Origin of the sequence: Paenibacillus sp. FSL H7-0737 (assembly GCF_000758545.1) — a bacterium.
GTDB lineage: Bacteria > Bacillota > Bacilli > Paenibacillales > Paenibacillaceae > Paenibacillus_AQ.
The window spans coordinates 4578369-4591340 of sequence record NZ_CP009279.1 but is presented as its reverse complement, the minus strand read 5'-3'; the positions used below and the strand labels follow the sequence as shown (position 1 = coordinate 4591340).

The window sequence follows — 12972 nt, the reverse complement described above, 5'->3', positions numbered from 1 at the left end:
GTTGGGGAATTTTGGAACTGTAGGAGCGATAGCGCCCGCCTTTGTCTCCGGATTTTATCCGCATTAGCGGTGTAATCAAAGAAATCTGGAGACAACAGCGGCCGGAAGTCCAAAAATCCCTGGAGTGTTCATGAGAATTACCACACTATTTTAAAACGGGCAGTTTGAGGAACAGAAGGTGAGCCAAGTGAGTAGTTTATCAGAACAATTTTTGCCGGCTTTTCTGGAAGAGGTCGTCGGTGACCGCTTTGGTCGGTATTCCAAATATATTATTCAGGACCGGGCGATTCCCGATGTACGCGATGGACTTAAGCCTGTACAACGCCGTATTCTTTATGCGATGTACGATTCTGGCAACACGCCTGACAAGCCGTACCGCAAATCGGCCAAAACCGTCGGGGATGTAATGGGTAATTACCATCCACATGGTGACTCCTCGATTTACGACGGTATGGTTCGAATGGCACAGCCATGGAAGATGGGGCATGTTCTCGTTGACGGTCATGGCAACTGGGGCTCGATGGACGATGACCCAGCTGCGGCAATGCGTTATACAGAAGCACGCTTATCTCCGATTGCAATGGAGATGATGCGTGATATCGAGAAGCGGACGGTGCTGTTTAAGGACAACTTTGACAATACAGCCAAAGAGCCTGTGGTTGTTCCTTCCCGGTATCCGAATCTACTCGTAAACGGCACGAGTGGGATTTCCGCAGGCTTTGCCACTGAGATTCCGCCACATAACCTACGTGAGGTTATTGATGCTTGTATCGCAGTGATGCAGAAGCCGGATATTGAACTTGAAGATATCATGACCTTTATGAAAGGTCCGGATTTCCCTACAGGCGGCACTATTATGGGCGGAGACGGCATCATGGATGCTTACCGCACTGGTAAAGGCCGTATTTATTTACGCTCCAAGACTGAGATTGAAAATATGCGTGGCGGCAAGCAACAAATCGTGATTACGGAAGTTCCATTCCAGATTGTAAAATCACGACTAGTTACCTCCATGGAGAATATTCGATTAGAGAAGAAAATCGATGGCATTGCTGAAGTTCGTGATGAGAGTGGACGAGAAGGACTTCGGATTGTGGTTGAACTCAAGAAAGAAGCGGATGCCCAAGGCGTTTTGGCGTATCTGCTCAAAAAAACCGATCTACAAATCACCTATAATTTCAATATGGTGGCGATTGTCAACAAGGCTCCGCAACAGCTTGGTCTTAAAGCCATCCTGGAGGCTTATATTGCGCATCAGCGTGAAGTAGTGACTCATCGCACCCAATTTGATCTGGAACGCGCAGAAGACCGTGCTCATGTCTTAGAGGGCTTGGTTAAGGCGCTGAATATTCTGGATGAGGTCATCGCTGCCATCAAAGCATCGAAGAACCGTCAGGATGCTCAGAACAATCTCGTGTGGATGTTCGGGTTCAGTGAACGTCAAGCGGATTCTATTCTTACCTTACAATTGTATCGTCTGACGAATTTGGAGATTACTTCACTCCAAAAAGAATTGGATGAAATGATGGCAAAGATTACACATCTGCGTGGCATTTTGGAAAGTGACAAGAAGCTCGTAGCTGTAATCCGTAAGGAATTGCTGGAGATCCGCGACAAATACGGGATCGATCGCCGTTCGCTGATCCAAGGCGAAGTTGAGGAGCTTAAGGTTAGCCTTGAAGCGCTGGTCAACGCAGAGGATGTGCTAGTAGCACTTTCCGCAGACGGTTATATTAAGCGTACAAGTATGCTTTCCTTTACTCGCTCTGGTGGGGAACGTCATACATCAGGCGTTAAAGAAGGCGATCATATCGTTAAGCTGCTCGATGTGAATACCCGTGACAGTCTGCTGGTCTTTACGCGCAAGGGGCAGTACTTCTTACTTCCGGTTCACCAGATTCCAGAGTTTAAATGGAAAGAACCAGGTACTGCGATTGTTAACGTTATCGGATTGTCTAAAGGGGATGGAATCATTAGCGTGATTCCGGTCAATAATCTTGATGATCCGCAGCAAAGCCTGGTGTTTATCACCCGCAGAGGTCAGGTTAAGCGTACAGAGCTCAAGGAATACTCTACAAGCCGCTCTGGAGCCGTAGCAGCCTGTAAGGTAGCAGACGGTGATGAGATCATTACAGTGGCTACTAGTACGAATGACAAGGATATTGTACTCGTGACTCGTGAAGGAATGAGTATTAGATTCCATGAGAATGAAGTTAATCCTATGGGCCGTGTTGCATCCGGTGTAAGAGGCATTCAGCTTCGTGAGGGCGATGAGGTGATTTCTTGCTTCTGGGTCAGTGAAGATGAAGGTGAGATCCTTTCTATCTCCGATATCGGATATGCGAAACGTTCATTACTAGTGGATTATCCATCTCAAAGCCGCGGTGGCAAAGGGATGCCAACCTTTGAATTTAAGGAAGGCAAGCGAGTACGACCAAATGGCAGTAAATTGGCAGGGGCTTTCTATTGCAGAGAACCGTTGGAACTTAATGCAATTACACGGGAGAATGCACATCATACATTCTCTTCTGAATCTGCACCACTTGGAGAGCGTCGTTCTACAGGCAAACAGATTGTTCCTGTGGAGAAAAAGGATGAGATTGTTAATCTTTTCCCGGCAGTTAAGTAAAATAAACTAGTAATAAACAGATTTGTTAAAATAACTTATCAAGGTGCTTAGTCAATTCTTCTTGAGAACTGACTAAGTGCCTTTTTTTAATTTTCCCGCTTATCAGTTTAGAAGATTTATTTTTCTTCTTTTGCAGGAAATGGAATTTGTTTCGCGAAAATGTAGTTATACCGGATAGAACCGCAAGGAAAGGAAGGAATCAGTGTGCACGCTTCTGAATTCAGTAAAATTTGGCATAAAATTTTAAAAGATTACAAACTACATATGGACAGTAATCTTGCCCCATCGCTAACGGATGCCCAACTCACAGTACTTGAACTGCTTCAAGAACGTGATGCCATGAAGCCTTCTGATCTGGCTCCACATCTGGCGACCAGTCCTGCAGCGGTTACTATGTTACTTGATCGGATGGAGAAAAATGGGCTTATCATTCGGGAGAGAGATGCTGCGGATCGCCGTATTGTATGGGTGAGTATAACGGAAATTGGAACGCAGGAGACTGCACGTGGTTTGAAGATCCGCAGTGATTTTTTTGCAGAAGCGCTTGATCCGATATCCTCTCATAACCAACAGCTACTACTCTATTTAATGGGCAAAATGGTTGTTACAACTGCACCGGAAGGTTCTACACCATGAATATATACAACAACACTTTATTTCAAAAAAAAGAAGGCCATCCATTAACGGATAGCCTTCTTTTGTAATTCCTTGGACCATAAATCCCAAGGATGGGTTTGCGGAGGCAGGGAAATAAGTTCTACTTCTTCTTTAGTAACAGGGTGGGGAAAACCTACAAGTGCAGACCACAGTGCAATTTGCTGTCCAGGTCTGTTCACCGAAGCTCCATACTTCTGATCACCGTATAAGGGGCAGCCGATGGAGCTAAGCTGCACTCGAATTTGATGTGAACGACCGGTAAGTAAATCGATCTTGAGCAGGCTGTAACCCTCAGCGCTGCCAAGTACTGTGTAATCCAGAATGGCTTCCTTACCGCCGGGTGTTCCTTTCCGGACTACAGTGACGGTATTGCTCTTGGCGTCTTTAAGCAGCGTATCGGTAAGACGGCCATGAGATGCTGGTGGTTTTCCGTGCACGACCGTTAAGTACACCTTATGAAAGCTGTGAGTTCTGACACACTCGGATAGTCTTGAGGCTGCTTTTGATGTCTTGGCAAAGATCATTGCACCCCCAACCGGACGATCCAGGCGGTGGACTAGCCCCATATAGACGTTGCCAGGCTTGTTAAAGCGTTCCTTCACATCTTCTTTGAGCAGGTTGAGCAGATCAGGATCTCCAGTAGCATCCTCCTGAACAGGAATATTCACGGGCTTCACTATGCCTAGAAGATGATTATCTTCGTATAACACTTCAAAGCGCTTCGACATTCCGTCCAGCGGCTCGTTGCTGCCAGATAAATGCTGTGTCATGGCTTACGCCTCCCAGCGTCCCAGAATACCGCATGGCAGGTTCATGCCGGAGGAAGTGATCGGAAGACCGATTTCACCGGAGGTGAGCTTCCCGCCATAACGTTTACCCATGGTCATCGACAACATATTACGTAGGACAGTTGGAGAAATCCCAGTGGTGTATGAATTGATTAGCATAAACAAAGGTTTGTCGCTCATTATTTGCATACAGCTCTCAAGGAAAGGATATAAGCTGGATTCCAGCTTCCACATTTCTCCGCCAGGTCCTCTTCCATAGGAAGGCGGGTCCATTATAATCGCATCATACTTACTACCACGACGTTGTTCACGTTGTACGAATTTGAATACGTCATCCGTGATGTAGCGAACTGGACGCTCGCCCAGACCGGACAGCTGGACATTTTCTTTTGCCCATTGCACCATTCCTTTGGCTGCATCCACGTGAACAACAGAAGCGCCGGCACTTGCGGCGGCTACAGTAGCTCCACCAGTGTAAGCAAATAGATTCAGTACTGAGATCGGACGGTTAGCAGCCGCAATCTTGTCCATCATCCAGCTCCAGTTGGCCGCTTGTTCAGGGAATAACCCTGTATGCTTAAAATTTGTAGGACGTAAATGGAATTTTAATTTTCCGTAACTAATTTTCCAATCATCCGGAATTGTTTTTTTCATTTCCCATTGTCCACCACCGGCTGAGGAACGGTGATAATGACCGTGTACATCACGCCATTTCGCTGTCTCATTGGAGAGTGGCCAAATAATTTGTGGATCCGGACGGCGCAGGATAATGTCACCCCAACGTTCAAGCTTCTCTCCACCGCCAGTGTCAATTACTTCATAGTCTTTCCAGTCGCTAGCTATATACATTTTTTAATCCATCCTTCAAAAATTCATTTAGCCTTTATTGTACATCATTTCACCATATAGCTACAAACAAAATACGCACAAGCTCAACACTCTACTTATTTTATCCAATGAAGATTATGTGTATAATATTTCCATGCTCACAGCTATTATTCTGGTAGATCAAGCAATGATTGTGTATGATCAGATATCAGAGTCTTTACAATATTTATGATCGGAGAATAGCAGCTTATGTTCAATCTTGCGCCTCTATATTTCCCGATAACTGCAAATCCAGCACAAACTAGTGAATTTCTACCCAGTCAAGCTTTGCAGCCATATATTCGCTGTTTCTGGGGGGCTGTTACACCGCGTATTCCTACAGAGGCATCCGTTCACGTAGTGGACAAGGCATCTGGTTACGAACCTCGAATGGAAACAATTATTCCAGATACATGCATGGACATTATTTGGAATCTGAATGAGTTGACAGGCTTAACAACTACCGTTTTTTCCGGCATCAATGATGCTCCTTTTGAAGTCCCTTCAGACAGAGGGGAAGGTATGATCTCAACCTTTGGTATCCGATTTCATTTCTGGGCCGTTCATTTTTTTGCAGATGACCATCTGCGGGATGTCCTGAATGCATTTGTAGATGTGGACCAATACTTTTGTACTTTTAAAAAAGAGCTAGGACTTCTGCTGGAACAAGCAAATTCTATGAATGATAGGATAGTGGCAGCTGAGGCTTATCTTTTTCAGCGTCTTGAGCGTGGTGGACGGACTAATGATCGGATGATGAATGCAATTTATACCCTAATTAAACAAAAGGGTGTGGTAACAGCTGAGGATTTGGAAACCAGCTCTAATCTAAGCCGACGCCAACTCGAAAGACTTTTTCAAGAATACATAGGTGTATCACCTAAAAAAACAGCTGACCTTGTGCGATTTCAGAATGTATGGCGGGAAATGTATCAACTGCCTGTGCAGACGAAGAATATGCAGGATCTTATTTTTACGTATGGATTCAGCCACCAGCCTCATTTTATAAACAGTTTCAAGAAATATGCAGGAAGAACACCACTTGAGGCTTTAGTCTATGCGGGCAGATAAATGTCGCAATTTTGCAATACAAAGGGTGCTAGCCTTGTTAAACTCAAGTAAGAAATGGGCACTATGATGATGAGAATGAAAGGGGACAAATTATGATTTCGTCTTTTGAAGGTACTAACATCTACACTAAGGATACTGCTGCGTTGGCTGCATTTTATTCGGAGGTGCTAGGGATTCCAATTCCGTTCGAAGGCTACGGCAATTTTGATGGCGCAAAGATTGGATTCGACAAGAAGCAGCCTGGAATCATCATTTGGGATGAGACGAAATGGGAAAAGCTCACGACTGGCTTTGTTAATTTAGTATTCAGCTGCGATAATCTCGATGAGACGTACGAGCAGTTAAAGGCTAAGGGACTGGATTGTCAGCCACCGGTTACGATGGCGTATGGCGGGAAAGAAATGAATTTCCGCGATCCAGATGGTAATCACATTACCTTGCTCGAAGGAGCATACTAAATAATTTTGAACAAAAAAGGGATTGAACGCAAACATCAACCGTGTGAATAAACGGGAGTTTGCGTTTTTTTTATTTTATTCATTTGACAATGATAATCATTATCAAATAGAATGAGGGTGAAGCACACATCATTTAAATTTTATGTTTAGTAATGGGAGGAACAGAAAGATGACTAAAGTGCTAGTGGCATACGCCAGTCTAACTGGAAACACTGAGGAAATGGCTGAATTGATTGTAGAGGGAATACGCCAAGCAGGCGGTGAAGCCGTTTTGAAATCGGTCACTGAATGTAACGCGGTTGAGATAAATTCATATGAAGGCGTTCTGTTAGGAGCATACACTTGGGGAGATGGTGAGCTACCTGATGAAGCTCTTGATTTCTATGAGGAGATGGATGAGCTTGATTTGACCGCTATGAAATCAGCAGTTTTTGGCAGTGGAGACACAGGTTACGCGATTTATTGTGGAGCCGTGGACTTATTCGTGGAGAAGTTAAAGGAACGTGGAGCTGTGATATTACAGGATAGTCTTAAGATTGAATATGGCCCGAACGCTGCTGAAAAAGAAGCTTGCCGTCAATTCGGTCGTCAATTTATCGAAGCTTGTATGGTGGCATCATAGGATGGGCGGGCCAGCGGGAAGTTGGATGAAGAAACAAGTGAATTTACATACGCCTCCATATAAACGACTGCATGATTATCGAGTGGAGCACATTATGCTTGGAGGGGCCGAGAATTTATCAAGCGGAGCTCCAGCGACCGGGCTCCCACGCTGGCGCCAGCAGGTTCAATATGCTGTAGGGCATACACTTAACGACTTTTATAGTTTGCTGCCTGAAGTTCGAAGGGAGACACCGATACAATTTCTGTTAGAGCGTCGTTGGCCACCTAGGGGGGATGCTTTTCCTTCATTACTGCAATATTGGGATATCAAGACGAGTATAGCGGATGAACTAATGCGTATCGTTTCGACCAATCATTTACTGGAAATTCCGGTAATGCTATACGAGCAGTGGTATGTGCCAGTCCCGGAGCTGAGCTTGGAGCTTTCGATGATTACTCAATTAGCTTGGAATTCTACTCAGAATGGTCGAAGCCTAAACATTCAGAAATTTATGGTGAATGGCAATGAGGATACTATTGCGGGCTTTTTGCATATGACTAACGTCTTTTGTTATGCGGCTTACGGTGAACCTGCGGAGACCGTGGAAATCTACTCCTTGCTAGAGGGTCGTAAATACTCTTACAAGGGAAATGCAGTCCCGTATAAGGAGTCTTTGGATTATGTTCGATTGTTATCTGTATTTCTGGAGCAGGAAGTGCACGCTGATGGCTCATTAAACTGTAGCGACCGTAGAAATGATAGAGGCGAAGCTAATGTTGGAGGCTTTGGGCTCATGTGATTACTCCTAATAATAAAATAAGGCCTCCTGCTCTACAGGCGAGAACGCCCATTAGACAGGAGGCTTTAATTCTATGGATTAGCCGATATAACGGTAATAATCCTGTTTATTCTGAATGATAAAGCCACAGCTTTCATATAGCTTAAGCGCATTGGGATTATCTAGAGCGACCTCGAGATTAATTCCATTATAGTTTTTACGTTCTCGTTCGATCGTTTGAAGAAGTGCACTTCGTCCAATGCCTAGCCCCCGTAGCTTCTTGCTGACAGTAAATCCATAAATCCAGGTTTCATTATCTTCGGTCCACAGCCGCATTTTACCAACAGGTTGTCCGTCCATTTCGATCATAATATGTTCTTGCAGGCCTTCCTGTTTCTGCAGGTCATAGAGTTCGGCAGCATCTTCAGTCTTTATGTCAAAGCCTCCACAATCCAGCTCAACGAGAATTGGGGCTTCGTCTTCACGAGCAGGGCGTAAGATCACAGTCCCTGTGGCTGAGCTTGCTTCAGAAGAAGCAACCGAATTTTCGCCCCATTTCATTTGGTATTCCGCGTGATTAAACTCTAGTGGTAGCGTTTGAAGGAATGCTACACCAGATGATGAGGCAGCAGGAGCGTTTAGAAGTAGGGTAGCAACATTGCCCCGTTTGATAATAGTTTGCGCTCGGTTCCACAGTGAGGTGAAGATGCCCCGTCGGCGGTAGCCTGGTCGAACCATGCCACAGACCTCCATATCGCTTCCGAATCCATAAAGTCCTAAGAAGCCGACGAGTAAATCATCTTCATATGTCACGAGCCATTCCGTATCTCCTACGCTTGATGGCTGGCGAAGCATATCCCAATTCAATTTCAGTGAAATTCCATCATATTGCTCACAGCGTTCTTGTAATTCTTCTATATTTCTCAAAGTATCAGTAGTAGTCAAACCCGTTTCCTCCTAAAGTGTATTTGAACTAAGTGTATTAGTTCGAATAGGTCAATAAAGCTTCACGGAAACGGGAACGGAGATCAGTCTCGCTCGCCTGTGTTCCCGCTCAGCACGTCCTTATACTCCGGATGCTTCTCAAATTGATGAGCTGCATAGGAGCACACAGGAACAATTTTCAAATTTTCATTTCGAGCCTTATCTACAACAGCCCGTACAAGTTCTTCACCGGTACCTTGACCGCGCAGTTCCTCAGAGACACGAGTGTGGTCAATGACCAATTCCCCAGCATCTTTATCCAAACTGTATGTGATCTCGGCAAGGTCCTTACCGTCATTCGCAACAAAAAAACGTCCTGTTCCAGTTTGAATTTGCATCTTATGGCTTCACTCCTAAATTGTTATTGCCTATATTTTACTACCACGATTTGCAAAAAGCGAGGAACGAAGCAGAATGATTGCTCGCCCTGGACGTTTGATGGCGTTCCATAGATGGATTTATCGAGGAAGTTAGGATTATTGGTGTGAATGATGCGCTCATGTTACTAAAGGCAGTTGCTTTGTAATGTTTGTTCTGCAAGGAGTTTGGCTTTGCGGAATGGGGATAGGAGGCAGACGTGATGGGTGACTTTTGGCGAGCCGAGAAGGTGGAAGGGGTAGAATTTCTGGACAACCTAGTGTGCTGGATACGCAAGCCGGCCCAGACATTCCTGGCACTCTAACGCAGGAATATCCAGGACAGCCGGACTCATGGGAATTCTTGAGACCTCAGCGTGCCAAAAACTCCTGTTATCATAATCATCCACTGGAGCTTTCGGACTCAGATGACGTTATTAGCAAATTTTTAGCCGTTTGAGTAAAGTTTCGGACTCCATTGCAGCTATTCCTTAGGAAAAAGCATAAATTAGGCGATTTCTATGCCAATAGCGCCTATGGAGTCTGATAGAACCCCAAATTGGGGGGAATACTGCTTATAAGGCCCACTATGCCCGATAGCAACTTCGTACGGGGACGTGTTCACCGTTGAAATCGCACTTTAATGTCCTGCTGCATATGAGTAGCAATTCCCTTGCTTAGACTCTCGCAATCTCAAAATCAAAGAGAGATGCAAATAAATTCTGCATTCAAACAGTAGTCAAGCAGCAGTCAATGAATTTTTATACACTCCCGTTTATAAAGTAGCTTGCGTATTCTCAGGATAATACAATAAGATTAAGAGAATATCTCACTACTGAAAAGAACCGCTAGCAGGAGGAATCATTGTGGAATACAAAGTTGAGGTTGAATTTGGATCGATTTATGAGTTATTGAATAGCTTACATACTTATCTCTGCAAAAAATCCTATAAGAAGATTGACCTAGGGGTAGCGTGGGTTACTGAAATTGAAAGCACCCTAAGTGAGGAACTATTATCCCGTCTGAAGGAAACCGAACTAAACAATGAATGGAAAATGTTGAATCTGCTCATTTACTGTTGTCCATTCAAGGATGATGTAGACAGTGTGCTGAACTGGATTGAAGGGTTAACAGTTGGCGAGTTATATGAGACCTTATCAAAATATGTAATGGTATTTCCAAGCCATATGGAGGATTACCGTAATCGCGTAGTATTTTTACTCTCCGAATGGAACCGCCAGTACTTTAGTCAATGCAATCCTGCGATTCTAAGCAAATTACAGCAGCATACGGATTTGAAGAACATGGAGCTTAATGAACTGGATACTGCTGATTTTGTGAACAAAACGACCAACGGATTCTATTTCATGCCTACGGATGGGCTTAAGAAGCTTGTATTAATTCCACAGTATCATTTTCAGCCTGCTAATATTATCTATTGCTACGGTGAATTAACAATCTGTCATTATGCGGCCTGGATTTCGATGGAGAACGAGGAAATTTCACCTTTTATGTATAGAGCCATTCGTAGTCTGGGTGAAAAAAGCCGCCTGAAAATTCTCCATGCTCTTAGCGGTGGTCGCAAAACATTCACCGAAATTGTTAAGCATGCGGGGATCTCGAAGGGAATTGTTCACGATCATATTTTTAATCTTCGTTGTGCGGGTTTGCTTCATGCCTATATTGAAGGGGAGAATGTCACCGGATATAGTCTACGCCTGGAAGGCATTCATCGGATGAATGAGCAGCTATTCGATTATTTGAAATAATCATTTCACAAAAAAATATAACGATCTAAAAGTCAGAATTCTCTTATACAGAGAGGGTTTTGGCTTTTTTTATGTGTCTTAATTTTCTTGTGATTCTGTTTATAGAGAATTTTTTTAAAGTTCTCTCTTTACAGAACTCGAAAACCTTTCTATAATGAACATCAGAAGTTATTCATACTTAACAGGTAGGAATTATAGTTATTATTCTATTAGAGAGAAAAGGGAGATAGGTACATGAGAAAAAATGCGATTGTAATCACTTCATTACTGCTTACGGGTTCACTGTTACTTTCTGCTTGCGCTAACAACAGTAATAACGAATCCTCGTCCGCGAACAATGCGGCTGCAGGGTCCAATTCAACCAATGTGGAAGCAACAACTACACCAGAGACTGTTCCTGCGGGTGCGCTAAGCGAGCCTTTTACCGCAACCGATTTGTCCAAACTTCCAGCAGTTGCACAGAAACGTACAGACACCATTATCGTAGGGTTAACGGACCCAAGCGGAGCTTTTACTCCGTATTTTCAGCAAAGTGGTTATGATGGCAATGTATCTTCACTGCTATACGCTTCTCTCGTAACTGTAGACGATAAAGGCGTTCCAACACCGGAGCTTGCAGAGAGCTGGGATGTTTCGGATGATCAGCTTACATATACGTTCCACTTGAGAAAAGATCTAAAATTCAGCGACGGTTCACCATTGACAGCGGATGACGTAGCGTTTACTTGGACGATCCAATACGACAAATCGTATGACGGTAGCTCACAGCTCCCATCACTAAATGTTAAAGGCGGCAAAGCCTATAAAGAAGGTACTTCTACAGCGATAGAAGGGATTAAAGTGATTGATCCACAGACGATCTCAGTGACGCTTGAGCAACCAAACGCAACAGCGCTGGTACAGCTCGGCTCGAATGTTCTGTCGAAAGCTTACTATGGCAAGGACTATAAATTTGGAGATCTTGAATACATCAAGAAGCTGCATGAGAAGCCACTTGGAGATGGACCTTACAAGCTGGAGAAATTTATTCCGGGGCAAGAAGTACGTTTTGTGGCGAATGAGAATTATTTCAAAGGTAAACCAAAAACGGAACATTTCATTTATAAAACTACGGAAGGCGATGTATGGCAGTTCGTAGAAACAGGTGAGGTAGACTACGCTTCTTTTAGTGCGACAGACGAGAATATCGAGAAGCTGAAAGCGCTCGGTTTTGTGAATATTATTCCTTACACTCCAAGCACCTATGGTTATTTGCAAGTCAATCTGAAGCATGAACAGCTCAAGGATAAGCTTGTACGTCAAGCCATTGTGTACGGTCTGGATCGTCAGAGTATTTATGTAGATGCAGCGCAAGGTGCAGGCTCAATTGCCAACATCCCGGCATCCCCTATCTCTTGGTCTTACACGGAGGAAGGCATTAATCCTTACAAATATGATCCGGAAAAAGCAAAACAATTGCTGGATGAAGCAGGCTGGACAGTAGGCGCGGGTGGTATCCGTGAAAAAGATGGCAAACCGCTTACCATTCACTACCTCGGCTCTAAGAGCAAAAATACAGATATTTTCATTGCTGTAGCTAAAGAGAATTTTGAAGCACTGGGTATCGATTTCCAGCCTGAGGTTTTTGCAGACTTTAACTCTTTGGTATCTAAGGTAGAAGGCGGGGACTACGATCTTGTATCCTTCTCCACAAGTATGTTAACTGATCCGGCTGACGGGTTTATGCAATTCTTCGATGGAGAAATCACGGATTATGACAATCCGAAATTCCTGGAGCTATACAATAAAGCCTTAGCTACTACTGATATTGAAGCACGCAAAGCGGTGTACAAAGAGCTGTATCAGCTCTTCAATGATGAACTGCCTATTATTTTCACAAGTTACAAAAAGACTGTATACGCCTATAACGGACGTATTGAGAATCTATCGGTCAGCCCGTTCATCGGTCTTGCTGGCAGTCTGCCAACTTGGAGCCTGAAATAAATAAAACAGTGTCCCCTGCTCTGATGAG

Annotated in this window: 12 protein-coding genes; 8 read left to right on the top strand and 4 right to left on the bottom strand. The window is 44.1% G+C overall.

Features of this window, described 5'->3' with window-relative positions:
* The first annotated feature begins 187 nt into the window (after positions 1 to 187).
* Complete coding sequence (gene gyrA / locus H70737_RS20135; protein WP_042190043.1) at positions 188 to 2629, top strand: DNA gyrase subunit A; 2442 nt, start codon at positions 188 to 190, stop codon at positions 2627 to 2629.
* Between the two features lie 204 nt (positions 2630 to 2833).
* A complete protein-coding gene (locus H70737_RS20130; RefSeq protein ID WP_042190041.1) occupies positions 2834 to 3265 on the top strand; it encodes a MarR family winged helix-turn-helix transcriptional regulator in 432 nt (143 codons plus the stop codon).
* 44 nt (positions 3266 to 3309) lie between these two features.
* Here the strand turns inward: H70737_RS20130 and H70737_RS20125 are convergent, their stop codons facing one another.
* Positions 3310 to 4056, bottom strand: coding sequence for an RluA family pseudouridine synthase (locus H70737_RS20125; RefSeq protein WP_231573316.1), 747 nt, complete (start codon positions 4054 to 4056; stop codon positions 3310 to 3312).
* 3 nt (positions 4057 to 4059) lie between these two features.
* Positions 4060 to 4923, bottom strand: coding sequence for a class I SAM-dependent methyltransferase (locus tag H70737_RS20120; RefSeq protein ID WP_042190039.1), 864 nt, complete (start codon positions 4921 to 4923; stop codon positions 4060 to 4062).
* 228 nt (positions 4924 to 5151) lie between these two features.
* On the opposite strand from H70737_RS20120, the gene H70737_RS20115 reads away from it, so the two are divergent.
* The 4 genes from H70737_RS20115 to H70737_RS20100 all read left to right on the top strand — a co-directional run bounded on the left by H70737_RS20115 (position 5152) and on the right by H70737_RS20100 (position 7873).
* Complete coding sequence (locus tag H70737_RS20115; RefSeq protein WP_042190037.1) at positions 5152 to 6012, top strand: helix-turn-helix domain-containing protein; 861 nt, start codon at positions 5152 to 5154, stop codon at positions 6010 to 6012.
* A 92-nt stretch (positions 6013 to 6104) separates the two neighbouring features.
* Positions 6105 to 6470 carry a VOC family protein gene (locus tag H70737_RS20110; RefSeq protein ID WP_042190035.1) on the top strand — a complete coding sequence of 122 codons (366 nt, stop codon included), beginning with the start codon at positions 6105 to 6107 and terminating at the stop codon, positions 6468 to 6470.
* 169 nt (positions 6471 to 6639) lie between these two features.
* Complete coding sequence (locus H70737_RS20105; RefSeq protein ID WP_042190032.1) at positions 6640 to 7092, top strand: flavodoxin; 453 nt, start codon at positions 6640 to 6642, stop codon at positions 7090 to 7092.
* 25 nt (positions 7093 to 7117) lie between these two features.
* On the top strand, positions 7118 to 7873 hold the full coding sequence (locus H70737_RS20100; protein ID WP_156113157.1) for a hypothetical protein: 756 nt from the start codon (positions 7118 to 7120) through the stop codon (positions 7871 to 7873).
* A 78-nt stretch (positions 7874 to 7951) separates the two neighbouring features.
* Here H70737_RS20100 and H70737_RS20095 read toward each other — a convergent pair whose 3' ends face one another.
* Together H70737_RS20095 and H70737_RS20090 are read right to left on the bottom strand one after the other, a co-directional pair.
* Complete coding sequence (locus tag H70737_RS20095) at positions 7952 to 8797, bottom strand: GNAT family N-acetyltransferase (RefSeq protein ID WP_042190030.1); 846 nt, start codon at positions 8795 to 8797, stop codon at positions 7952 to 7954.
* An 83-nt stretch (positions 8798 to 8880) separates the two neighbouring features.
* A complete protein-coding gene (locus H70737_RS20090) occupies positions 8881 to 9174 on the bottom strand; it encodes a GNAT family N-acetyltransferase (protein ID WP_042190028.1) in 294 nt (97 codons plus the stop codon).
* A gap of 884 nt (positions 9175 to 10058) precedes the next feature.
* Here H70737_RS20090 and H70737_RS20085 point away from each other — a divergent pair.
* Entirely contained in the window at positions 10059 to 10961 is a 903-nt protein-coding gene (locus H70737_RS20085) for an ArsR/SmtB family transcription factor (protein WP_042190026.1), read from the top strand.
* A 234-nt stretch (positions 10962 to 11195) separates the two neighbouring features.
* Positions 11196 to 12944, top strand: coding sequence for an ABC transporter substrate-binding protein (locus H70737_RS20080; RefSeq protein WP_042190023.1), 1749 nt, complete (start codon positions 11196 to 11198; stop codon positions 12942 to 12944).
* The last annotated feature ends 28 nt before the right edge of the window (positions 12945 to 12972 follow it).

Excerpts from the sequence above, each read along its gene's own strand:
- H70737_RS20125 (WP_231573316.1), bottom strand. The coding sequence starts at position 4,056 with ATGACACAGCATTTATCTGGCAGCAACGAGCCGCTGGACGGAATGTCG.
- H70737_RS20120 (WP_042190039.1), bottom strand. The coding sequence starts at position 4,923 with ATGTATATAGCTAGCGACTGGAAAGACTATGAAGTAATTGACACTGGC.
- H70737_RS20115 (WP_042190037.1), top strand. The coding sequence starts at position 5,152 with ATGTTCAATCTTGCGCCTCTATATTTCCCGATAACTGCAAATCCAGCA.
- H70737_RS20110 (WP_042190035.1), top strand. The coding sequence starts at position 6,105 with ATGATTTCGTCTTTTGAAGGTACTAACATCTACACTAAGGATACTGCT.
- H70737_RS20105 (WP_042190032.1), top strand. The coding sequence starts at position 6,640 with ATGACTAAAGTGCTAGTGGCATACGCCAGTCTAACTGGAAACACTGAG.
- H70737_RS20100 (WP_156113157.1), top strand. The coding sequence starts at position 7,118 with ATGAAGAAACAAGTGAATTTACATACGCCTCCATATAAACGACTGCAT.
- H70737_RS20090 (WP_042190028.1), bottom strand. The coding sequence starts at position 9,174 with ATGCAAATTCAAACTGGAACAGGACGTTTTTTTGTTGCGAATGACGGT.
- H70737_RS20080 (WP_042190023.1), top strand. The coding sequence starts at position 11,196 with ATGAGAAAAAATGCGATTGTAATCACTTCATTACTGCTTACGGGTTCA.